Raw genomic sequence first — 22,771 nt, forward strand, 5'->3', positions numbered from 1 at the left:
AGGTTTATCAAACCGTTCACGGAGATGCAATGTAATAGAGACTGTTAGTGACCTATTACAAGACTGCAGCTTGCAGCTGCAGCCATATTCATGCACGTCTTTGGAGGAATATATGCTCAAGACATTGCAGCGACTAGGTAAATCACTGATGTTGCCAGTGGCATGCCTGCCAATTGCAGGAATTCTCATGGGTATTGGCTATCTGCTTGCGCCGAGCGCTATGGGTGCTACAGGAGTCTATACAACAGCGCCGTGGATGGTGACGCTTGGCACGTTCCTGATTGACGCTGGCGGCGCCCTGATCAACAACATGGCCATCCTCTTCGCTATTGGCGTAGCAGTGGGCATGGCGAACGAGCGCGATGGTGCATCTGCGCTGGCAGGACTTGTTGCGTGGCTTGTTATTACTACACTCCTGGCTCCGAAGACCATTGCAGCGCTTCTGGGCATTGAAGTTGATGCAGTCGATCCGGCCTTCTCTCATATCGAGACGCAGTTTATCGGTATCTTGGCAGGCATTATTGGTGCCATGTGCTTCAACCGATTCAAGAATCTAAGGCTTCCGGATTATCTCGCATTCTTCTCTGGCCGTCGTGCCGTTGCCATCGTGACGGCACTTGTCTCGCTCGTGGTTTCTGCCATTCTGGCAATTGTCTGGCCTCTGCTCTACAACGGACTGGTCTTCATTGGCACAAGCATTGTGAGCCTGGGTGCGGTTGGAGCAGGCATCTATGCATTCCTCAACAAGCTTCTGCTTCCATTCGGACTGCACCATGCCATCAACTCTGTCTTCTGGTTCGATGTGGCAGGCATCAATGATCTGACCAATTTCTGGTCTGGTACACAGACTGCATACGGGACAGGCATGTATATGACAGGCTTCTTCCCGTGCATGATGTTCGGCATCCCTGCAGCGGCGTATGCCATGTATCGCCAGGCAAAGCCTGAGCGCAAGAATCTTGTGAAAGGTCTTCTGGTGTCCGCTGGCCTCTGCGCTTTCCTGACTGGCGTGACGGAGCCGTTCGAATTCGCTTTCCTGTTTGCGGCTCCTGGCCTTTATCTCGTGTACGCAATCCTATACGGCATCGTGACAATAATTACGGTCTCGCTACCCGTTCGTGCAGGCTTCTCGTTCTCTGCTGGCGCAATCGATCTGTTCTTGAGCTCATTCACGCCATGTGCTAAGAATACCTGGATGATCATCCTCATCGGCATCCCGACAGCGGTCCTGTTCTATCTTGTATTTGCGTTTGCTATCAAGAAGTTCAATCTCAAGACACCTGGCCGCGAAGATGATGATTCGCCAGTTGTGGTAGCGCAGAACAATGCATCTGCACAGGCAAATACTTCTTCCTCCGATGAGAATTTTGCCGCAATAGCAGCTCGTATTCTCGAGGGGCTTGGCGGCAAGGAAAATGTGGCAAGCTGCGAAAACTGCATCACACGTCTCCGTATCGAGGTCAAGGATCCTTCGAAGGTAGCCGAAGAGAAGATAAAGGGTGATGGCGTCATCGGAGTCATGAGGCCAAGTCCACAGGCTGTGCAGGTCATTGCAGGCATGCAGGTCCAGCAGCTTGAGAATGAAATGGAAAGGCTACTTAAATGACGCGAAGGCTTATCGACTGCAGCGCTTCAGAAGTCGCAGGATTCACGAAGGGAGAGAAGCTCCAATCTCTTGCAGGCTGTGAAGGCAGAGTAATGGCTGCAGAAACTATTGGAGCTGTGACACCTCTCTTAGGTGACATCTCTAATGCAGAGCTTGCAAGCGCCCTGGGAGCAGACATCGTGCTGCTCAACCTCTTCGATGTGCTGCATCCAGCAATCGAGGGGCTTCCCGAGCATGTACCGGAAGACACCATCCATCTCGTGAAGAAGCTCACAGGCAGGCTCATTGGCATCAATCTGGAGCCTGCTGCAGGAGGGGCCGGCGGAACAGACAACATCTGGCATATGACAGAAGGCAGACGGGCGACGGCAGAGAATGCCAGGCGTGCACGCGACATGGGCGTGGACCTCATCGTCGTGACAGGAAACCCCGGCATAGGCGTCTCGAACGAGGACATCTGCGCTGCGCTCAAGGAGCTCAAGGCTGCCGTGGGCGAGGATGTGATCCTCGTCGCAGGAAAGATGCACGCATCGGGTGTTCTTGCAGAAAGCGGCAGGGGAGTGCTCACGCCGGATGAGGTGCGCGCCTTCGCAGATGCCGGTGCTGACATCATCCTCATGCCTGCACCTGGCACGGTACCGGGCATGACGGAGGAGGTCTTGGCGGAGCTTGTGCAGGAGGCGCATGCACGAGGCAGGCTTGCCCTTTCCTCCATAGGGACAAGCCAGGAAGGCGCCGATGTGCAGACCATCAGGAGCATCGCGCTCATGAGCAAGATGGCAGGCGTCGATATCCACCACATCGGGGATTCGGGCTATACCGGCATTGCCGTGCCGGAGAACATCATCGCCTACTCGGAGGCCATTCGTGGACGCAGGCATACCTTGAGAAGCATGGCAAGATCGCGCCTGAGATAGAGCGAGTAAAGAGGGGAGACGCTCTGAGGGAATGTCTCTCCTCATGAAGGAAACAGCTGCAGTGGCATATCTTGGCCGCTGTAGCTGTCTCTTATGTTATTGGTATGCATCCGCTCAGTTGTTATCCTTGCTCAAGCCCGATCGTCTCGAGGCCTGGCCTGTCAATGACCTTGAGACGTCCTCTGCCCAGGCGCTTCACAAGCTCCTCGCGCTCGAAGGCAGAGAGGATGCGAGATACGGTTTCAGGACGCAAGCCCACCGAGGCTGCAATATCCTCGAGCTTGAGGTTGATTTCCCTGTTGATGCAGCGCTCGTCACGATGCAGAAGATACTCTGCCAAGCGGCGTCTCGGATCCCTGATGCCGAGCATCATGATCTTCTCTTCTGCATCGTCGAGCTCGGTTCCAAGCATCTGTATCAGGCTCATGGCTACATCAGGATGTGCTGCCAGAAGGGCTTCGAAGTCCGCCCTCTGGATGCGGCAGAGCTCCACCTTCGTGAGGCATCCTACCGAGTAGTGATAGATATGATCTTCCAGGAACATCCCATGCCATATCGCCTGTCCGTCATGCAGCACATCCAAGACGGTCTCTTCGCCCTCGGCGTCGCTCCTGAATGTCTTGATGCGTCCCTTGCGGACAATGAGGACCGACTCGATCGGGTCTCCCTCATGCACGAGGATGGTACCTTTCGGCCACTCCTCATGCGTTGCCCGCTCGGCAAGCTCTTCCTTGGCAGGGGCGGGAAGGCCAGCGAAGAGACGGATCTTGTCCATGCAGGTGCTCAGGTGCTCGCGGTAGGCACAGCCTTTGACAGGGCAGCTGCCGCCTGATATGCGCTTGTCTGTACCTGCGTCCTGCATGCTGGCCTCCACTAGAACCTTCAGCTAACTTCTGTCCATTCCTATGATAGCGTGTGCCGGTCTTGATGCGGCAGCTTCGCGTATCTTGCTCCCCATGAACGTACCCGCTCGAGCATGCCTTCTACATCGAGGACGCCTTCTGCAAAGCCTTTCCGTATGAGCTCTTCAGGCACGAACTCGTCGTACTTGTCGAAGTAGGGGACCTCGCCAGGATAGAGGAGCTCCATGGGATCAAGAGGCTTCGAAGCTTCCTCTGCAAGCACCTGGTAGAACTCTTCGCGGGAGGATTTCATGACAAACTGCATGAAGTAGGGACGTGAGGAGTCGAGGCCCTTGAGGCCGAGCTGGCCCGCGCACTTGATCTTCAAGAACCGCTCAAGCGCGAGGAAGGCATAGGTGCCAAGCCAGGGGAAGAGCACCCACGTGCGGCCGCCGAGGTTGATCAAGGGCTCGTCGCACACATGGGCATTTGCTGCGACATGGCGGGCCTGCTGGATGCGGGCACGTGCATTCGTCTGGAGATAGGGGTAGATCGTATCCTCCAGAAGGACGCCTCTCATGCGCTCCAGGATATGCGTATTGATGTCTCCTGCAACCATGCCGAAATAGGCAGGGACCTTGCCCTTGACCTTCGTGCACTCGATCAGGTGGCGCTTGTAGTCGATCTCCTCGATGACCCAGACAGCACCGGCAATGGCGATGCGCTCGCCGACAGGAGGCGGCTGCACGATCGTGCCAAGCTCCTGAGACTCGCTTCTGACCGTGAACTCCTCATCCGTGGCAAAGACCGCATAGAAGCGGAAGTCATTGATCTGCCGTTCGCCGGCAAGGCCGACGATGAGGCCGCCGCCCTCGGTGCGCTCTATCTGGTCGATATCCAGAAGATGCCTGAGGAGCACCTGGTAGTCCTCGAGAGACACCCTATGGAACGGCGTCAGGGTCAGCACCTCGCGTGCCAGCTCCTGCGGCGCCATCTCGCCCGAGCTTGCGAGCACCGCCATGGTCTGGTGATAGAGAAGGCTATAGGGGAGGCCATCAAGTCTCGGCGGCTCGACCCAGCGCTCCTCGAGATAGAGCTGCACCAAGGCTATGCCCTGAAGGAGCTTCCAGGGGATGGTTTCAGGCATCAAGGCTCTGGCTTCTGGCTGCTCCTCGCGCATGACGAACCACATCTCGGAAGGCTCGCCTCGCCTGCCTGTCCTGCCCATGCGCTGCAGGAAGCTCGAAACCGTGAACGGTGCATCGATCTGGAAGGCGCGCTCGAGGCGGCCGATATCGATGCCTAGCTCCAAGGTTGCAGTCGTGCAGGTCGTGAGCTTTGTCTCCTCGTCACGCATGAGGTCTTCGGCGGACTCCCTGAATGAGCTTGAGAGGTTGCCATGATGGATGAGGAAGCGGTCGGGCTCTCCTGCTGCCTCGCAGTACTGGCGAAGCGTCGTCGTCACGGCCTCGCACTCCTCGCGCGAGTTGCAGAAGACCAGGCACTTCCTGTTCCTCGTGTGCTCGAAGATGTAGCCGATGCCTGGGTCTGCAAAGACTGGCGCCTTGTCTGAGGGTGCCTCTGCATCCGGAAGCTCTGGCTCGGGCGCTGCGTCTTCCGGCAGGTCTTCCTTGGCAGGGATGTGCTCAGGCGCTGCCACGATCTGAGGCATCTCGTAGGCAGGCTCATCCTCGTCTTTCGTGACACCGCCGAGGCCGTCTTCGCCACGCTCTGGTGCCTGCGGACCTGAGATGTAGAAGTGCTCCATGGAAAGGCGCCAACGCTCCTTGGGGCCTTCGAACTTCGGGATCACGCAGTCCCTGCCTGTCCCCATGGACAGATACCTTCCCGTCGCGATAGGGTCGCCTATCGTCGCAGAAAGGCCAATCCTTCTGGGGTTCACATGGGCGAGGCGGCTTATGCGCTCGATGCAGCAGAGCGTCTGGTCTCCTCGGTCGCCCCTGAGAAGCGAGTGCACCTCATCGATCACCACATAGCGGAGGTCTCCGAAGATATGGGGGATGGCAGAGTGCCTATGCAGGAGCATGGCCTCCAAGGACTCCGGCGTGATCTGGAGGATGCCTGAGGGGTGCTTCAGCATCTTCTGCTTGTGGGACTGCGAGACATCGCCGTGCCAGTGCCAGACGGGGATGCCGCCTTCAGCACATAAGGGGTCAAGACGCAGGAACTGGTCGTTGATCAAGGCCTTCAAGGGCCCTATGTAGATGCAGCCGACAGAGGCAGGAGGGTCTTCCCAGAACTCCGTGAGTATCGGGAAGAAGGCTGCCTCGGTCTTGCCGGAGGCGGTAGAAGCGGTCAAGAGCACATTCTCGTCGGTGTCGAAGATGGCCTTGGCAGCGGCTACCTGCACAGCTCTCAGGTTCTGCCAGTTCGAGCTATAGATGTAGTCCTGGATGAAGGGTGCATAGCGCGAGAAGACATCCATGGACTAGATCTCGAATTCCGAGAAGCGGTCATGCTCTTCTGCAGGTGCTGCAGAAGAGGCAGCGTGCTTCTTCTTTGCGGCAGCCCCGACAGGAGCATCCACCGGGGCCTTCAGGAAGTCGCCCTGGATGAGGTCGTCTGCCTTCATGCCGGGGTTCTGGCAGAGGATATCCAGGAGCTCGATGAAGTCGCGGATGACCTCGCGCGGCGTCAGATGGGTGTCTGCACCGACGCGCTCGAACTCGGCAGCAAGGAACTGCACGAGGCTCTCCTGTGTGATGGTCCTCGTATAGCCGAAGAGGCCTGCGTGGATGTCCGCGAGCTTCTCCACGAGCACAAGGAGCTCCTCGTGGGTGAGCGGCTCGAGATGGATGACCGGGGCCAGCATGTCCGAGAGGCCGCCCTGCGCGAAGCGTCCCTGTGTGAGCCTCGAACGCAATGCCTCGTAGGAGTAGAGGCCGCGCCTCCTGTCCTCGATCGTCTGGGGTGTGCCGCCCATGATGATGCCGAGATAATGGGCCTTGCCCTGGAGCGTGTCGTTGTACATCGTGAGGATCTTCTCGTAGTTGTACTGGCGGCTCACGGCATTCGGAATCTTGTAGAGGTTCACGAGCTCATCAATCAGGATGATGAGGCCCTCATATCCTGCAGCCTTCAAGAACGTGGCAAAGACCTTGAGGTAGTCATACCAGTCATCGTCGCCGATAACGATGTTGACGCCGAGCTCCTGGCGTGCCTCCGTCTTCGTGCGGTACTCGCCACGGAACCACTTCGTGACGAGGGCCTTCTTCTCGTCGTCGCCCTCGATGCTTGCATGCCAATACATGGTGAGAAGGCGTGCAAAGTCATAGCCATGCACGAGCTCCTGGATCTGGCCCATGACCGCCATGATCCGCTTCTCCATGGCAGCCTCGAAGCCAGGAGCATCTGGCGCCAGCCCGTCTTCCATCGTGACCTGTGTCTGGATGTTCGAGACCCAGCGGTCGAGCACGAGGTTCAGCGCTCCGCCATCAGGCCTTGTCTTCGTCGAGAGGTTGCGGATGAGCTCTCTATAGGTAGCAAGGCCCTGACCGCCCGTTCCCTGGAAGCGGCGCTCAGGGGAGAGGTCGGCATCGCAGACGACGAAGTTGTTGCCCATTGCATGGTTCCTGATGGTCTGCAAGAGGAAGCTCTTGCCCGAGCCATAGCGGCCCACGAGGAAACGGAAGGAGGCGCCTCCCTCCTTCACGAGCTCCAGGTCATGGAGCAATGCGGCAATCTCACGTTCGCGGCCGACCGTGATATAGGGGAGGCCGACACGCGGGACGACGCCGCCTTTGAGGGAATTGATGATGACAGCGGCAATGCGCTTCGGCACGCGCGGGGCTGTCTGGTTCTGGTCACTCATGCACAAGAGCCTTTCTGAGATCTTCTGCGTAGTCTTCTATCGGTACGGGTCCGTCATCTGAGAACTCGAAGCATACATCGCCCTCGAGGTCGAAGAGCTTCTCGTTCATGCTGTCGATGAGCATGTCCAAGGTAGCGGGCGTAGCGGACACGATAGCTGTGTAGTCCCTGCCATCCAGCAGTGCCAGGGCAAGGTCGTACTCGGTATCCGTGAGCCCGAAGGGATGCGCTGCTTCTGCCTGCCTGGCAGGTGCAGCACCCTTTGTGCCTTCCTGCAGTACAGTTGGCGTTTCTGCAGCGGGAGCTGGGGCAGGGGCTGGTGCAGCTGTCGGAGCAGCAGGAGCGGGAGCCTCTGCAGGCACCGGTGCGACAGCAGGCGCCGTGACGGGGACTGCGACATAGCCTTCGCGCTCTTCGTCGACGAGGAGCGCTTCCTGCGTTACGTGCGCAGCGCTCCTGATGGAGGAGAGCTTCGAGAGGTCGACCTTGAAGCGCCTCTTCTCTGCCGCTTCCTTTGCCTTGGCAGCTGCCTCCTCTTCTTCCTTCTGGGCTGCTATCGCATCATCGATCATGCGCAGCATGTACTTCGGGAGGTTCTGCGGCTTCAGGGCATGGCCAAAGTCCCAGGCAAGGCGCATCTCTCGGTCAAGCTCGCGGAAGATGCGGGCAAGCTCGCGGCTCTTGTCCGGGTAGCTGCATGGCTCATGCACGACCCAGGTGCCCCGCTCATAGACAAGATAGGTTCCGGGTGCTGCATCGAAGCGCCTTCCCTCGGCACCAAGATCCTGCCTTATGGGTGCGTGGTAGAAGGGGAGCACGATCGAGCGGTAGGGGATGCCTACCGTGCCATCGATGAGGTTCTGCTTCCTCCTCTTTGCGCAGTGGAGCACATACGCATCGAAGAGTCTTCTTGTCACGGCTGCTGCACGTTCCTGGTTCTTGCGGAAGAACGGGGAGCGGGTGGGGTCGAAGGTCGAGATGCCGGCAAAGGCCTCGAGGAGCTCTGCGTCAGAGGGCGGCTCTATGCCATATTCCAGGTTGGGAGCCTCTCGCCCCTCCTTCTCATAGACCGCATTCTGTGCCCTGCGGAGGGTGGCCACATGGCTGAAGAAGGCAAGCGCATCATCCGAGAAGTAGGACTTGGGGTCGATGCCAGAGAATATTGCATAGTCATGCCTCAGAGACCTCAGCGCGTCTCTTGTCATGTTCCAGATCTCTTTGTCGCTGAAGAGCTTCAGGAGCTGGTCAAGCTCAGAGAGGATCTCTTCCGGTCCCATATCCGTGGCACCGACGATGAGCTCATAGGCATAGAGAAGGGCGCAGCAGCCGGGGGCTGCCTCCCTCATGCCCTCACGCCAGAGGGTCCTCCAGCGGAAGTAGTCACGGAGCTCTGTATTGTTGAGGGAGCTATAGGTCGGACGGTAGATCTGCCGCCAGCTATGGTCAGGGAAGGCGCGCTCCTCCGTATAGTCCTTCGCAAGCATGATCTGCTTCTCGAAGACCTCAGGGCTGTCCTGGTTCCTGCCTGCCTTCTTCTCGAGGGCACGGAGATCCCTGAGCGTCTCTGTGAGCGGTGCGGGGCGCCTTTCCTGTGGCTTGTATCCGCCATAGCTGTCATAGTAGCTGCTGCGATACGTTGCTCCATAGCTGCTGTAGCCGCTATTGGCCGACCCTGATGCCATCGTCTCTGCGCTGAACCAGTCCGGGCTCTCGAGATTGTCATCGAAGTCGTCAGCTTCTGCGCCATAGCCGAACGTATCGGTATCGTCTGCAAATCCGTCAGACGCGAAGTCGATTGCCCCCGTGTCATATGCCGTGCTCGGCGATGTGTGGGCTGGAGCGGTCCTCTGGGCAGGCTTTAGGTTCTCCCTTGAAGGGATGGCTTCGTCTGATGCTTCCTCATCTGCATTCACGAAGCGTGCCGCTTCGGGGAAGAAGCGCTCGAACGTGCCGGAATCGGTGAGGTCCGCCTTCTTCGATGCTTCGATGAGCTGGCTTCTGCGTCTGCGGGTGGGGTCTATGGGGTTTGAGGGAACAGCGGAGCTCTTCGTTACTGCTGCAGGTTCGGCAGGCTTTGAGGCGTCAGCTGCTGCCTTCTTATTCAGGAAGTCGGAGCCACGCATGATGAGAGGCTCATCTTCAGCGGTCTGGGCAAAGGATGCCTCGCCGCGGAGCTGCCTGCGCATGTCTTCCAGAAGACCGTCCAAGATATTGTCCCATTCCTCTCTGGAACGTCTCCTTGTCATCCGCTGCACCTCCTGCACAGACCCGAATTTTCCTATACGAAATCCATTCTACACGCTTGCACGCATAAGAACGTCTGTACGTAGAACCTTTACGGATTCCTGCGCGCTAGATATGCCGAATTCCGGCTTTCAAGTGGCCACATCCCGAGAGAAGGAGAGAAGAGAGTTTCTGTCTCCTTTCAGCGGGTATATAGCCGGCGAAAGCGAGAGGTGAGGGCAGTGGAAAGAACGCATGCAGAGAAGAGCACGACCGGAAGGCTCAGGCGGCATCTTGCAAGCCTCTTCAACGTGCGTGAAGGCAGGGCTTCCTTTGAGGAGATCCGCCGCCGCTTCGTGAATGGCTCGCGTCTTGATGGTCCCCATCTCTGCATCCTCATCGTTGCAATGCTCATCGCCTCGATCGGCCTCAACACGAACTCGACCGAAGCCATTGTCGGTGCCATGCTGATCTGCCCGCTCATGGGCTCGGTTTTGGCCATCTCCTATTCGGTGGCAACGCTCGACCGGCACACGCTCGGAGACGCACTCCTGGGTCTTGCCATACAGGTTGCCTTCTGCCTTGCGACCTCGACCCTCTACTTCGTGCTGACGCCTCTTTCCTATGAGACGAACGAGCTCCTCACGAACTCGACGCCCACCGTCTGGGATGTGCTCATCGCCCTTGCCGGCGGCTTTGCGGGAGGCCTGGGAAACTCCCGCAACCAGGAGCCGACGACACTCATTGCAGGCGTTGCGGTCGCAACAGCCCTGATGCCGCCGCTCTGCGCTGTCGGCTACTACCTCTCCATCAGAAACATCGTCCAGGCATTGAGTGCCTTCTATGAGTTCGCGCTCAATGTCGTCTTCATCGCCTTTGCGGCAGAGATTGTTCTTCTGGCCCTGCGCATCCCGCTCTGTCCGGCTGCCGCGGCACGTGCCGATTCCGAGCGCTCTGCCAAGCGCATTCGCCGTACCCTCATCATCGCTACGGCGCTCTTCGCCGTGCCGTGCATATTCATGACAGCAGACATGGTGAGGCAGGCTGCAGCTACCAACGATGCTGCTACCGTGAGCTCTATGGATACCTATGAGACGCAGCTCACGGCGCAGGAGCTTCAGGCCGCGTGCCCTGCCGTCACTGAGTACCACGTCGGCACCGAGTTTGTCTCCGGAGGCGATACGCCGTCCCAGCAGGTCGTAGCCACAGTGGAAGCAGACCGTGCACTCACGACAGGCGAGAGGCAGCAGATCAAGAACCTCATAGAGATCCATGTGCCTCAGGTGAAGTCCATCAATTTCATCGACGGCACCGATTCAGAGTCGTAGGGTAGGCACGGAACGACTCAGAGGAAGGGGCAGAACATGAAGGTACAGATTCTGGAACTCGTCGAGGGTGCTAAGAAGGCAGAAGGCCTCACTGTCGTGATCGATGTGTTCCGTGCCTTTACGCTCGAGCCCTATCTCTTCAACCAGGGCGCAGAGAAGATCTATCCGATCGGCTCTGTCGAGGATGCCCTGGCGCTCAAGCGCGAGCATCCGGAGTATGTGAGCTTCGGCGAGCGCGGGGGAGCGCAGGTCGAAGGCTTCGAGTATGGCAACTCGCCCGTCCAGGTAGCGGGCGTGGACCTTACAGGCAAGACCTGCATCCACACGACCTCTGCTGGCACACAGGGCATCGTGAATGCCACAGGTGCTACCGAGGTCGTCTGCTCCTCGCTTGCGAATGCAGCGGCGACGGCACGCTATATCAAGCAGAAGAACCCTGAGACAGTCTCCATCGTCGCAATGGGCAATGCCGGCGTGGCAAGGGCTGATGAGGATGTGCTCTGTGCCCGCTACATCAAGGCGCTCCTCGAAGGGGAAGACCCCAAGGTGGCACACCTTGCCTGCCAGAGGGAAGCGATAGGCTTCGACACCACCTGCGGTGCCAAGTTCTTCGATCCCAAGCGTCCAGAGTTCCCTGTCAAGGACTTCGCATACTGCGTCGATGTGGACCGCTTCGACTTTGCGATTTCTGTCGGCCATGATGCAGAAGGCAGGCTCGTGAATACGCCCGTCAGGCTGTAAGAGCAGAAAGACAGAGCAGGAAACGCAGCAGAGCGCCCGGCAGATGCCGGACGCCCTGCGTCATGTCTGTGTGTATGGAACCTACTTCCTGTCCGAATCCACGTTGTAGCCGCCGCCCAGCGTGTAGCGCTTTGCAGCATGCAGCATGTTGACCTCGGCAAGTTCGAGCTTGCCGTCAATGTAGGGCTGATACATCGTGTCGATCGATGCCACACCCATGGAGCAGCCGCTGCAGTTCTCGCAGCTGCCATCGGCACAGAATGACAGACCCTTGCGGATGATCTCTATCCGCTCTTCGCGGGTCGTGTCTTTGATAAGGACGCTCTTCATATGTGCAGCTCCTCTCCTGGAACTGAGTTGTGTTCTACAGGAATTATTCCTCTTGAGGCAGCGCTCTTTCTTGTGAAATGCCTCTCTCCATGCAAGAGATGGAGAGGAGGTGAGCTCTCGACGAGATTGAGCCGTCCCAGCATCTCCTCAGGCTCTTCGGGAGCGAATGCATGGTCCATATCTCAGAAGCGTCAGCGGACACCAGCAGGATTGAGCTTCGCAATCGAGCCGGGCATGATGGACGTTCCAAGACTTCACGCATCTCTTCTTCGTGCCGCGCGCATCGTACGAGACTTCTCGCGAGAGATGACATCCCCTGCCTGCAGGTCAGCAATGTCCCGGGCGATTCCGCCCGAGATGGAAAGCTCAGGTTCATGCACTGCATGCTCCTTCATGCCTTCAGCTGAAGGCATGAAGGGAATCCTGCGTCCGCGTATGACCGCCCGTGCAAAGATGGCAAAAGTCTCGGAGGGGGACAGACCTATCTCGCGGCACACCTCCGTGAACTCTCTTTCGAGATCCTCGTCGCTATCGACAGTCATGGCCATGCGCAATCCAATCTCTGGACGATGCATCTATCGTACGCATCGCTGGCCTCTATCGAACGTGTCTTTCGCCGGGAGCGGCAGGGCGGAAGGATTGCTGTGTCAACCATACACGCAATGAAGAACTGTCGTGCAGAAAGCAAGCCGCTCCGCATTGTCGTCTTGGGGAGCCAGAAAGCGAAAACCTAAGCGCTTCAATATCAGATTTTATGCCTCATCTTGAATAGATGCATTTTCAGCGGGTACATCGATAAAAGTATGGAGAGGGCAGGACATAGCTGTCCTGCAAGGCAATGTGAGAGGATGCATATGAAACAGTTCAAGACTGAGAGCAAGAAGCTTCTCGATCTCATGATCAATTCCATCTATACGAACAAGGAGATCTTCCTCCGCGAGCTCATCTCGAATGCATCGGATGCTATCGACAAGCTGAGCTTCGAGAGCCTCACGAATCCGGATGTGAAGGTGGACCAGAGCTCCCTTGCCATCCGTCTTTCCTTCGATAAGGATGCCCGCACCATCACGGTCTCCGATAACGGTATCGGCATGACCAAGGAAGAGCTCGACAAGAACCTCGGCACAATCGCCCATTCTGGCTCCGAGCAGTTCAAGGAGGAGAACGCTGAGCACCAGGGCTCCGATATGGACATCATCGGTCAGTTCGGCGTCGGCTTCTATTCTGCCTTCATGGTCGCGAAGAAGGTCCGCGTCGTGAGCCGTGCATATGGTGCGGATGCTGCCTATGCGTGGGAATCTGACGGCGTCTCCGGCTACACGGTAGAGGAGGCCAAGGAAGGTGAGCGCTCGAGCGCTGACGACCACGGCACCGATGTGATCGTATATCTGCGGGATTCCACCGAGGAAGACGATACGGACAAGTATCTCTCCGAGTGGGGCCTGCGCGAGCTCGTCGAGAAGTACTCGAACTATGTGCGCCACCCGATCCAGATGATGGTGACAAAGAGCCGCCAGAAGCCGAAGCCGGAAGATGCAGGCGACGACTACAAGCCCGAGTACGAAGAGTACCAGGAGCTCGATACGCTGAACTCCATGACGCCGATCTGGAAGAAGCGCAAGGGCGAGGTCGAGCAGAAGGACTACGACGAGTTCTATACGTCGACCTTCCATGACTGGGCAAAGCCGGCCCGCACGATCAGCTTCCACGCTGAGGGCACGATCTCCTATGACGCGCTGCTCTTCATCCCGTCTGAGGCACCGTTCGATCTCTACAGCAAGGACTACCAGAAGGGCCTTGCCCTCTATAGCTCGAATGTCCTCATCCAGGACAAGTGCGCAGACCTGCTTCCGGACTACTACAACTTCGTCCGTGGTGTCGTCGACTCGCCTGATGTGAAGCTCAACATCTCCCGTGAGACGCTCCAGCAGAACGCACAGCTCCGTGCCATCGCACGTCGTGTCGAGAAGAAGATCACGTCCGAGCTCCAGGATATGCGCGACAACGACCGCGAAGCCTATGAGAAGTTCTTCGAGAACTTCGGCCGTGGCCTCAAGTTCGGCATCTACAACTCCTACGGCTCCAAGGCAGATGAGCTTGCAGACCTCCTGCTCTTCTGGTCGGTGAAGCAGAACAAGTACGTCACGCTCAAGGAATACGTCGATGCAATGCCTGAAGGCCAGGACAGAATCTACTACGCCGCAGGCGAGTCCCGTGACCGCATCCAGAAGATGCCGGTCGTGAGCTCTGCACTCAACCATGGCTTCGATGTCCTTCTCTGCACGCAGGATGTCGACGAGTTCATGTTCCAGGTCATGCGCACCTACCATGTGGATGCTGTGGCAGGGGACTCCGAGCACAAGGGCACCGATGCCCGCGACCTCACGTTCACGAACGTCTCGAGCAAGGACGTGGACTTCGCGACAGAGGATGAGAAGGCTGACGCAAAGAAGACGGCTGACGAGAACAAGGATCTCTTCTCTGCCATGAAGGAAGCACTTGATGGCAAGGTCGAGGATGTCACGGTGGCCGCTGGTCTTGAGGATGCACCGGCCCGCGTCTCTGCAGAAGGCCCCGTGTCCCTTGAGATGGAGCGTGTGATTGCCCAGGGTCCTGAGGCAGGAACTGCCCCCAAGGCCAAGCGCGTGCTCGAGCTCAATGCTGCACACCCGGTCTTCGGCAAGCTTGTTGCTGCAGAGAAGGCAGGGGACAAGGACAGGCTCAAGCTCTATGGCCACATCCTCTACGATCAGGCATTGCTCGTCGAGGGCCTGCCTATCGACGACCCGGTCGAATTTGCCTCCGAGGTCACAAAGCTCATGGAGTAGAGCTTCTCTCATAGTCCATGGTCTGATGCCGGCGCCGCTCATGCGGGGCCGGCATCTTCTTTGCGTGCCGATCCGTGCTCGCATGGCCTTCGGGAATGCATGTCCAATGCTCTTTTGCAGGCTTCCTGGCTAGACCAGAGGCTATCTCTGAGCGTCGAAGTCGGGACGCATCATGCGATAGGCAAGAAGGCTCATCCGGTTTTGGTGGAAGTAGCGCCTCTTTCCATCGAGCGCTGCTATCTCTGCCATCTCGAAGGTGGAAAGCGGGAAATCGAATATATCGGCATTCACGGCAACATGGGCAGGATTCGTCGAGCCAGGGATGCTAGAAGTGCCCATCTGTACTGCCAGCGAAGAACTATCTGGGCAGGCGTCTTGCCATAGCTCTTTGCCAAGCGCACGAATGCAGGCTCCTCCAGAAGCCTCCTGTCTCCATGACCCAGCGGATACCAGGCTTCGAGGAGGATGCTGTGGGCTTTGAGGTAGCTTCTGAGCTCGCGCTGCTGATGGCAGGGATGGCACTCGACCGTCACGAGCTGAGGCATGACATGCGCTGAAGCCATGACCTTCTGTATCTGTTTCTCGAAGAAATTCGAGAGGCCGAGTGTGCGTATCTTGCCCTGCGCATAGGCATCCTCCATCGCCTTCCAGGCCCTGACATAGTCGCCTGCTGGCTGGTGGAGGATCAGCATATCGAGATAGTCGGTGTCCAGGCGTGAGAGCGTTGCGCCTATCGCTTCTGCTCCTGCGCGGCAGACACTTGGCCAGAGCTTGGAGGGCACGAAGATGCCGCTACGCTTGATTGCACGGCCCACTGCCCGCTCGTTCATGCATATGTTGGCGGTATCGATGTGCCTGTATCCCGCTGCAAGCGCAGAAGCTGCTGCAGCTTCTGCCTCTTCTGGCTTCATCTGGAAGGTCCCCAAGCCAATCTTTGGCATCTCATATTCATCTGAAAGCGTATAGCGTTCCATTGCGTCTCCCTGCTCAGATGTGTTCTGCAAGAAAGATGCTACGCAGAGGAGGCTGCTTTCGGCCTTGCGTTCCTGGAAAGCGGGCATGCATGGGAAGCATGCCAAGGCAGGCACATGCGTGTGCTATCTGATGAAACAAAGGCAATGCCCTGCCGAACAGGAGTACTCGACAGGGATGATAGTCTCACTATCACTCTGCTCGACATGTCGAGCAGAGGTCGACTTCTGCCGTCTGCGGCAACGAGTCGATGTCGAGTACATAGGGCATCCATGTTTCGAGATTCTGATAGTTGATGAACATCCTGTGAATAACCTGCGCAAATTGGCTGTTGCCGGCTGCTCGACATGTCGAGTTGCGTAATATAACGGCTGTCGAGTACATTTGGCGGAAAATATATTGACATTTTGAAGGAGCATCTGATATGCGCAAGACCATGACCTTCCAGGGCAAGCGTCACAGCTACGACACCGAGAAGTCGACCGAGGTCGGTCACAAGACCTTCGGCGAGTTCGGCGACGCAGCCGGCTACGAGGAGTCCCTCTTCAAGAACCGCTCTGGCTTCTACTTCCTCCACGGCATCGGTGGCACCGAGTCCCCGTACGCTGCCGGCGAGGACATTCGTCCGATCTCCGAGGCCGAGGCAAAGGCCTGGCAGGAGTAAGTTCGGAAACCCCTCTTTCGAACCCCTTCCTCTCTCACTTCCCAATAAAGATTGCAGCCCGCAGATGCGCATAGGCACTGCGGGCTGCTTTCGTATCTATGGGGTCTTCAATCAGGACGCGAACATCGTGCGCTCTGAGAACTCTGCCTGGACTGTCTTGAACATGAGGTCCACGTCCTCAAGCCCCAAGTGGCGCTCCTTCTGGCTCTTCTTCAGGACCTTGCGACGCCTTGCCCAGGACTCAAGGGCAGCAGGTCTTGCCTCGCGGGGAAGGTTCTTGACCTCGGGGTCGCATCTCCTGCAGATGTCGCGCGTGTCGATCGGCACGATCCTGCCGGCCTTCCTGCCTTCGGCATAGCCATCGAGGTGGAGTGTCAGCCAGGAATCCTCGAAGGCAGCATTGTGTGCCATGAAGGGATAGCGCTCGAGGATCTTGATGAGCGCTTCCTGGACGGCCTTTGCCTCGCGGAAGGGAGTCTTGCCGTCGAGGTCCTTCCAGGTGATGTGGTGCACCTCGGTCAAGGGCACGCCCTTCTCCTTGTACATCTCGGGGATGCCGAAATAGGCAGCATGGCCGTTCGTGGGCTTTGCCTTGGGAGACATATACATGAACTCGAAGCCCACATTGATGATGTAGCCGCGTGCTGGGTCGCGCTCGGTCGTCTCGAGATCGATGCCCAGTATCATGCCTGAGACCGGAGCCTCCTGCCAGGCAACGCCCAGATCCCTGAGATCTCTTCCTGCCGTGCGTGCCACATCTGCATCGGAGCGGTGCTGCATCACGGCGACGGCGTGCACAAGGTCTGAGTCGGGAAGCTTCCTTGCAAGCGTCGCTACCGGCTCGTCTCTCAGCCTCTCTGTCCCATAGAGGTCGCAGAGCTCGCGGTTCCTGTCGGCGAGCTTCCTCACGGTATCGAAGCCGAAGGGCTCCTGGCCCAGAGGCGCCGTCTTCCAGGCGTCCATGAGGAGGACGAGCGCTTCCTCGTTCTTGTGGCGCTCTTCCGTCATTGCCTCGTCGCCGACGAGGAAGCCGGGAAACACGATGGAGTTTGCATGCTCGATGGCCTGTGCGAGATTCATGTGGTGCCTGCATCCGGATAGCTTGCTTTCTGATTCACTCTAGCCTAGCACGTTGTGCCATCTGACAGTGCGGCAGAGGCTTGGGGCATGCAGGATATGCTGGGCTTCAGGGATGCGTCATCTCGGATGCGATGCACCGTTTCTGTGTGCACCGGATGCCGCATGCGCGAAGATGGATGGAAGCGCTTCGGCCCGATTTCATACACATATTCCGCGAAAGCTGTCGGATATCTCGCAGAAGGCGTACATTTCTCCACAAACGGCCAATCTGGTGGGGCCTAACGTGCGCTTTACCTATACTTAACATTGTCTTTACTCTCTGTGTAGGTTGGAGCCCCATGTCCCGAGTCAGCAAGAAGGAAGACCAGTTCTATGAGATGTTCCAGGAGCTTTCAGCCAAGATCCTGTCAGCATCTGACTGCTACTTCGATATCATCTCGACCTATCCAGAGCACATGGACCGTCTCGAAGAGATGAAGCAGTATGAGACCGACTGCGACAAGATGCTTTCGCGCATCTTCGAGCATCTGAGCGAGTCGTTCATCACGCCCTTCGACCGCGAGGACATCTCGTCTCTGATCCTCAAGATGGATGATGTGGTGGATGGGATGGAGAATGTCTCGAGGCGCTACGAGCTCTTCCACGTGAACACGAATCCTCCTGAGGCGACGGAGATGGCACGTCTTGCCAATGAAGCCTGCCACTGCATGGATACGCTCTTCCAGCACTTCCATGACTTCCGCCGCGACCCTGTGGTGATGGAGGAGGCAGGGAAGATCCACAAGATCGAGGATGAGGGCGATGCTGTCTTCCACGATGCGCTCGCACGCCTTTTCGATGAGAAGGATCCTGTGCCAACCCATCTTCTCAAGTGGAACACGATCTACAACAAGCAGGAAGAGATCCTCGACTCCTGCAAGACCGTGGCAGCCCTCGTCGGCAATGTGGTGCTGAAGAATGCTTAGCGGGCTGCTTGTGGGCGTGCTTGTGGCAGCCTTTGTATTCGAGCTCATCAACGGCTTCCACGATTCAGCCAATGCCATTGCGACGACGGTCTATACAAGAGCCCTTCCGCCTCGCGTCGCGATTCTCATGTCGGCTGGCATGAACTTCATTGGTGCCCTCACGCACGAGGGCGTCGCCCTGACCATCGCAGAAGGCCTCGTGAGCATCACGCCGGAGCTCTATGTGATTCTGGCCGCGCTTGTCGGTGCCATCATCTGGGACCTCTTCACCTGGTGGAAGTCCGTTCCCTCGAGCTCTTCCCATGCCCTGATCGGCTCTCTGATTGGTGCCACGATCGTCGCGACCGGAGGTCTTCAGGACATCATCTGGACGGGCGTCCTCGACAAGGTCGTCATTCCCCTCATCACCTCTCCTCTGATAGGCCTCTGCCTGGGCTTCTTCCTTATGAAGCTTGTGTTCGAGCTCTTCGCGAACTGGGTGCCGCACCGTGCGAACCTGCTCTTCCACCGCCTGCAGATCTGCTCTTCCATGTTCATGGCATTCAGCCATGGCTCGAATGATGCCCAGAAGACGATGGGCATCATCACGATTGCGCTGATTTCCGAGGGCCTCATCGCTCCTGGCTCTGGTGTTCCCCTCTGGGTCAAGATCTTCTGCGCTGCGACGATGGCTCTGGGCACCTCGGTCGGCGGCCAGCGCATCATGAAGACGGTCGGCGGCGGCGTCACGAAGCTCGAGCCCGTCATGGGCTTTGTCTCCGAGACCTCCTCTGCCATCGCAATCCAGATCATGACAGCGATCGGCGCACCCGTCTCCACGACTCAGGTCATAACGACGTCGATCATGGGCGCCGGTTCCGCCAAGGGCCTCAGGAAGGTAAACTGGGGTGTTGCGGCCGATATCATCCAGGCCTGGTTTGTCACCCTTCCCGTCACGATGCTTCTGGGAGGTGCAGCCTGCTGGCTTATCGGCCTTCTGGTCTAGCGGAAGGAGAGCACGATCTTGGATTCACGTACGGCATCCCAGGGGCTCCTGCAGTTCATCTGCGAGAGCCCCTGTGCATTCTTCACGGTCAAGGCGCTGCGCGCCCGTCTCGACAAAGCAGGCTTTGCCTATCTTCCTGAGGGCACGTCCTGGACACAGGCAAAGGGCGGAAAGTACTACACCGTCAGGAACGACTCGAGCCTCATTGCCTGGAAGGCAGGGGAGACGCTCGATGCGCCCCATTTCCAGCTCGTCGCGGCGCACAATGATTCCCCGACCTTCAAGCTCAAGAATGTTCCTGAGCTCTCAGGCCCCGAGTCCTACCTTCGTCTTGATGTGGAAGCCTACGGCGGCATGATCGACTACACATGGTTCGATCGTCCGCTCACGCTGGCAGGCAGGGTCTATGTGCGCGAGGGCAGGGGAGCGAAGGAGCATCTTGTCCACTTCGATCGCGACCTTCTCCTGATCCCGTCCCTGGCGGTACATATGGACCGCGACGTGAACAAGTCTTTCGGCCCGAACAGGCAGATAGATCTCCTGCCGCTCTGGTCGGCTGGAAAGCTGAAGCAGGGCTCTCTGGACGACCTTCTGGCAGAAGAGCTGGGCTGCAAGGCAGAGGATATCCTCGGGCGCGACCTCTATCTCGTGAACCGGGAGAAGCCTACCATCTGGGGAGCGGCAGATGAGTTCGTGAGTGCAGGACACCTGGACGATCTCCAGAGCGTCTACGCCGGGCTCGAAGCCTTCCTCTCCTCCGAGAACCCGCACGATGTGAGCGTTCTTGCCTGCTTCGACAACGAGGAAGTGGGCTCGAACACGAAGCAGGGCGCGATGTCGACACTTCTGAGGGATACGCTCTCCCGTGTCGCTTCCGGCCTGGGCTGGAGCGCAGAGGAGCTCCATGAGGCATATGCAAAGTCCTTCCTTGTGAGTGCCGACAATGCGCACGCCGTGCATCCGAACCATCCTGAGAAGTCGGATGAGGTCAACCGCTGCCAGCTCAATCACGGCATTGTTATCAAGGAGGCGGCAAACCAGCTCTATACCTCTGATGCCTTCAGCCGCTCTGCGCTCTCTGCGATACTCGACGAGGCGAAGATTCCGTATCAGACGTTCGCGAATCGCTCCGATATGCGTGGAGGCTCGACGCTGGGCAATCTCTCCAACACCCAGGTCTCGCTCCATGCGGTGGATGTGGGCATGCCGCAGCTTGCGATGCACTCTGCCTATGAGACGACAGGCATCGAGGATACCGCTCTGGGCATTGCGGCCATGAAGGCCTTCTTCGAGGCAAATCTCGAGATTGAGGGAGCGGAGAGCTTCCGCTTCTAGCATGTATGGGCAGCCAGAGATGAGGAGCGCACCTGATGCATGAGTTCGAAGACCTCTCGGATGCGCTCTTCGGCTGTCCCTTGAGCAGAGTCGCCATCTTCGATACGGAGACGACAGGCTTTTCTGACGGCGATGAGATCCTCGAGATCGCTGTCGTGGATGGGTACGGCGAGACCCTGCTCTCAAGCTACGTGAGGCCTCAGCACCATACGAAGTGGCCTGGCGCTGCAGAGGTGAACCACATCACGTATGCAGATGTCAGAGACGCTCCCACGATAGAGGAGCTGGCACCCTCCTTGGCAGAGACGCTTGGGTCAGCTGGCCTCGTCTCTGGCTACAACGTCAGCTATGACCTCTCGACGCTTCGCCGTGTGGGAGCCCTCTCTTCCTGGCCCCGCAATACCTTCGATGTGATGAAGGAGTTTGCCCGCGTGCATGGAAAGCCCTCGAGGAAATGGGGCAGCAAGCGGTGGGTGAGGCTCTCCGAGTGTGCAGCAACCTATGGATATACGTTCCATCCGCATGATGCAGAAGATGATGCGAGGGCTACGGCCTTCTGCTTCAGGCATCTTCTGGCAGACGGCAGCTACCTGAGGATTGCTGCCCAGGAGCGCTCCGGACGCCTTCAGATGGCGCTGGGGCAGAGGAGGGCGGCTGTCGAGGCGGCGGCATCCCTGCTGGAGAAGCAGGGGCCAGGCACCTATGCTGCCGAGCTCTGCTGGATCGAAGGTGCATGCGCAGGAAAACAGAATCTTGCCTGCTGTGTGGACGGGGTGCCTGTCGGCCTTGTTCCCGCCGCTTCCTTCTGGAAGGTGCGTACCTTCTTCGGAGAGGAGGAGGCGGAGGATGGGATGCTTTCCTGCCAGGTACGCCTCGGCGAATCACGGGGCAGGCCCCACGCGCAGCTTGTCCTCATGGATGAAGAGGAATGGCTGGATGAGCTGGTACGTCTCGCGCGCATTGCCCATTCCTCATGAAAAAGAGCCTGAAGCTTGCGCTCCAGGCTCTTTCCGGAAGGGCTGCAATTGGCGCTTTCGGCCTTACTCGTCGCCGAAGCTGATGCCCAGAAGCTTTGCCTCCTGGACCAGGTCCGACTTCGGGTCGACGTACTTGAGCTTGCCTGCGACATCAGCAAGCGGGACACGCACCATCTTGTTGTTGACCTTGGCAATCATGCAGCCATAGTCATGATCGAAGAGGGCACGGGCTGCCTCGACGCCGCACTGGGTCGCAAAGATGCGGTCCTGGGCATCAGGGGTGCCGCCACGCTGCGTGTGGCCAGGAATGCCGACACGGACCTCGCGGGACGTGAGCTGTGCAATCTCGTCTGCAATCTCATAGGCAACGGAGTAGCGGCGCTGGGCCACGAGCTTCTTGTACTCCTTCTTGGGCATTGCTGCCTGCTTCTTGGAGATGGCGCCTTCTGCGCAGGCGACGAGGGCATAGCGGCCGCCGGACTGCTCGCGGGACTCGATGGCGCGGACGACGTTCTTGATATCGTAGGGGATCTCAGGAAGAAGAATCACGTCAGCGCCGCCGGCAATGCCTGCATAGAGAGGGATCCAGCCGACCTTGTGGCCCATGATCTCGACGACGAAGACGCGATTGTGGGAAGATGCCGTGGTCTTGATCTCGTCGAGGTAGCGGGTGGCCACATCGATGGCAGAGGTGAAGCCGAACGTGATGTCGGTTCCCCAGGTATCGTTGTCGATGGTCTTGGGAAGGGCGATAACGTTCAGGCCTTCCTGGGAGAGGCGGTTTGCGGTCTTCGTGGAGCCGTTGCCGCCAAGCATGAAGAGACAGTCAAGCTTGAGGCTCTTGTACGTCTTCTTCATGGCAGGGACCTTCTGGACTCCGTCTGCTTCCGGAACGTCGAGCATCTTGAAGGGGGTGCGGCTCGTGCCCAGGATCGTGCCGCCCTGGGTCAGCACGCCGGAGAAGTCCTTCCACTTCATCTGGCGATAGCGCCCATAGATGAGGCCCTGATAGCCGTCCTCAAAGCCGTAGATTTCGACGTTCTCCTTCGAGTTGTGGAGAACCGTCTTCACGATGCCGCGCATCGTGGCGTTGAGGGCCTGGCAATCGCCGCCGCTCGTAAGAAGGCCGATTCGAAGCATGTTCCTC

20 protein-coding genes are annotated in these 22,771 nt (G+C 58.1%); 10 read left to right on the plus strand and 10 right to left on the minus strand.

Annotated features, from left to right (window positions below; translation table 11 throughout):
• Positions 1–112: 112 nt before the first annotated feature.
• Both nagE and ABVS03_RS00010 read left to right on the plus strand, forming a co-directional pair.
• A complete protein-coding gene (nagE, locus tag ABVS03_RS00005; RefSeq protein WP_330972923.1) occupies positions 113–1,606 on the plus strand; it encodes an N-acetylglucosamine-specific PTS transporter subunit IIBC in 1,494 nt (497 codons plus the stop codon).
• A 92-nt stretch (positions 1,607–1,698) separates the two neighbouring features.
• Positions 1,699–2,523 carry a haloacid dehalogenase-like hydrolase gene (locus ABVS03_RS00010; protein WP_368017505.1) on the plus strand — a complete coding sequence of 275 codons (825 nt, stop codon included), beginning with the start codon at positions 1,699–1,701 and terminating at the stop codon, positions 2,521–2,523.
• A 121-nt stretch (positions 2,524–2,644) separates the two neighbouring features.
• Here ABVS03_RS00010 and ABVS03_RS00015 read toward each other — a convergent pair whose 3' ends face one another.
• From ABVS03_RS00015 to ABVS03_RS00030, 4 genes are read right to left on the minus strand one after another with little or no spacing between them, the layout of a single operon-like run.
• Positions 2,645–3,385, minus strand: coding sequence for a Crp/Fnr family transcriptional regulator (locus ABVS03_RS00015; protein WP_368017506.1), 741 nt, complete (start codon positions 3,383–3,385; stop codon positions 2,645–2,647).
• A gap of 41 nt (positions 3,386–3,426) precedes the next feature.
• A complete protein-coding gene (locus ABVS03_RS00020) occupies positions 3,427–5,811 on the minus strand; it encodes a DEAD/DEAH box helicase (protein WP_368017507.1) in 2,385 nt (794 codons plus the stop codon).
• A gap of 3 nt (positions 5,812–5,814) precedes the next feature.
• Positions 5,815–7,197, minus strand: a complete 1,383-nt coding sequence (locus ABVS03_RS00025; protein ID WP_368017508.1) for an ATP-binding protein — start codon at positions 7,195–7,197, stop codon at positions 5,815–5,817.
• Positions 7,190–9,442 carry a TerB N-terminal domain-containing protein gene (locus tag ABVS03_RS00030; protein ID WP_368017509.1) on the minus strand — a complete coding sequence of 751 codons (2,253 nt, stop codon included), beginning with the start codon at positions 9,440–9,442 and terminating at the stop codon, positions 7,190–7,192. Before ABVS03_RS00030 ends, ABVS03_RS00025 begins: the two co-directional genes overlap by 8 nt.
• A 219-nt stretch (positions 9,443–9,661) precedes the next feature.
• Between ABVS03_RS00030 and ABVS03_RS00035 the strand changes: the two genes are divergently transcribed.
• Positions 9,662–10,747, plus strand: a complete 1,086-nt coding sequence (locus ABVS03_RS00035) for a DUF389 domain-containing protein (protein ID WP_330972917.1) — start codon at positions 9,662–9,664, stop codon at positions 10,745–10,747.
• A 36-nt stretch (positions 10,748–10,783) separates the two neighbouring features.
• Entirely contained in the window at positions 10,784–11,488 is a 705-nt protein-coding gene (locus ABVS03_RS00040; protein ID WP_330972916.1) for a 2-phosphosulfolactate phosphatase, read from the plus strand.
• Positions 11,489–11,569: 81 nt separating this feature from the next.
• Here the strand turns inward: ABVS03_RS00040 and ABVS03_RS00045 are convergent, their stop codons facing one another.
• On the minus strand, positions 11,570–11,818 hold the full coding sequence (locus ABVS03_RS00045; protein WP_330972915.1) for an NADH-ubiquinone oxidoreductase-F iron-sulfur binding region domain-containing protein: 249 nt from the start codon (positions 11,816–11,818) through the stop codon (positions 11,570–11,572).
• A 254-nt stretch (positions 11,819–12,072) separates the two neighbouring features.
• Positions 12,073–12,360, minus strand: a complete 288-nt coding sequence (locus ABVS03_RS00050; protein ID WP_368017510.1) for a type II toxin-antitoxin system RelB/DinJ family antitoxin — start codon at positions 12,358–12,360, stop codon at positions 12,073–12,075.
• A gap of 312 nt (positions 12,361–12,672) precedes the next feature.
• Between ABVS03_RS00050 and htpG the strand changes: the two genes are divergently transcribed.
• Positions 12,673–14,646 (plus strand): molecular chaperone HtpG, encoded by a 1,974-nt coding sequence (htpG, locus tag ABVS03_RS00055; protein WP_368017511.1) that lies wholly within the window; start codon positions 12,673–12,675, stop codon positions 14,644–14,646.
• Between the two features lie 141 nt (positions 14,647–14,787).
• Here htpG and ABVS03_RS00060 read toward each other — a convergent pair whose 3' ends face one another.
• Complete coding sequence (locus tag ABVS03_RS00060; protein WP_368017512.1) at positions 14,788–14,985, minus strand: hypothetical protein; 198 nt, start codon at positions 14,983–14,985, stop codon at positions 14,788–14,790.
• The gene (locus ABVS03_RS00065) at positions 14,934–15,620 is read right to left on the minus strand and encodes an aldo/keto reductase (protein WP_368017513.1); all 687 of its coding nucleotides are present in this window, start codon (positions 15,618–15,620) and stop codon (positions 14,934–14,936) included. Before ABVS03_RS00065 ends, ABVS03_RS00060 begins: the two co-directional genes overlap by 52 nt.
• Positions 15,621–16,042: 422 nt before the next feature.
• Here ABVS03_RS00065 and ABVS03_RS00070 point away from each other — a divergent pair, with 422 nt between their 5' ends.
• The gene (locus tag ABVS03_RS00070) at positions 16,043–16,282 is read left to right on the plus strand and encodes a hypothetical protein (protein ID WP_330970867.1); all 240 of its coding nucleotides are present in this window, start codon (positions 16,043–16,045) and stop codon (positions 16,280–16,282) included.
• 111 nt (positions 16,283–16,393) lie between these two features.
• On the opposite strand, the gene ABVS03_RS00075 is transcribed toward ABVS03_RS00070, so the two are convergent.
• Complete coding sequence (locus ABVS03_RS00075; protein WP_330970868.1) at positions 16,394–17,362, minus strand: 3'-5' exonuclease; 969 nt, start codon at positions 17,360–17,362, stop codon at positions 16,394–16,396.
• Between the two features lie 338 nt (positions 17,363–17,700).
• On the opposite strand from ABVS03_RS00075, the gene ABVS03_RS00080 reads away from it, so the two are divergent.
• From ABVS03_RS00080 to ABVS03_RS00095, 4 genes are read left to right on the plus strand one after another with little or no spacing between them, the layout of a single operon-like run.
• Complete coding sequence (locus ABVS03_RS00080) at positions 17,701–18,327, plus strand: DUF47 domain-containing protein (RefSeq protein WP_368017514.1); 627 nt, start codon at positions 17,701–17,703, stop codon at positions 18,325–18,327.
• Positions 18,320–19,312, plus strand: a complete 993-nt coding sequence (locus ABVS03_RS00085; protein WP_368017515.1) for an anion permease — start codon at positions 18,320–18,322, stop codon at positions 19,310–19,312. Before ABVS03_RS00080 ends, ABVS03_RS00085 begins: the two co-directional genes overlap by 8 nt.
• Positions 19,313–19,330: 18 nt before the next feature.
• Positions 19,331–20,647 carry a M18 family aminopeptidase gene (locus tag ABVS03_RS00090; protein WP_330970871.1) on the plus strand — a complete coding sequence of 439 codons (1,317 nt, stop codon included), beginning with the start codon at positions 19,331–19,333 and terminating at the stop codon, positions 20,645–20,647.
• A 35-nt stretch (positions 20,648–20,682) separates the two neighbouring features.
• Positions 20,683–21,624: an exonuclease domain-containing protein gene (locus ABVS03_RS00095; protein ID WP_368017516.1), complete on the plus strand. Its 942-nt coding sequence runs from the start codon at positions 20,683–20,685 to the stop codon at positions 21,622–21,624.
• 63 nt (positions 21,625–21,687) lie between these two features.
• Here ABVS03_RS00095 and ABVS03_RS00100 read toward each other — a convergent pair whose 3' ends face one another.
• On the minus strand, positions 21,688–22,764 hold the full coding sequence (locus ABVS03_RS00100) for a 6-phosphofructokinase (protein WP_330970873.1): 1,077 nt from the start codon (positions 22,762–22,764) through the stop codon (positions 21,688–21,690).
• Between the last annotated feature and the right edge of the window lie 7 nt (positions 22,765–22,771).

Origin of the sequence: Olsenella sp. AGMB03486 (assembly GCF_040884255.1) — a bacterium.
In the GTDB taxonomy this organism is placed as follows: Bacteria; Actinomycetota; Coriobacteriia; order Coriobacteriales; family Atopobiaceae; genus Olsenella_L; species Olsenella_L kribbiana.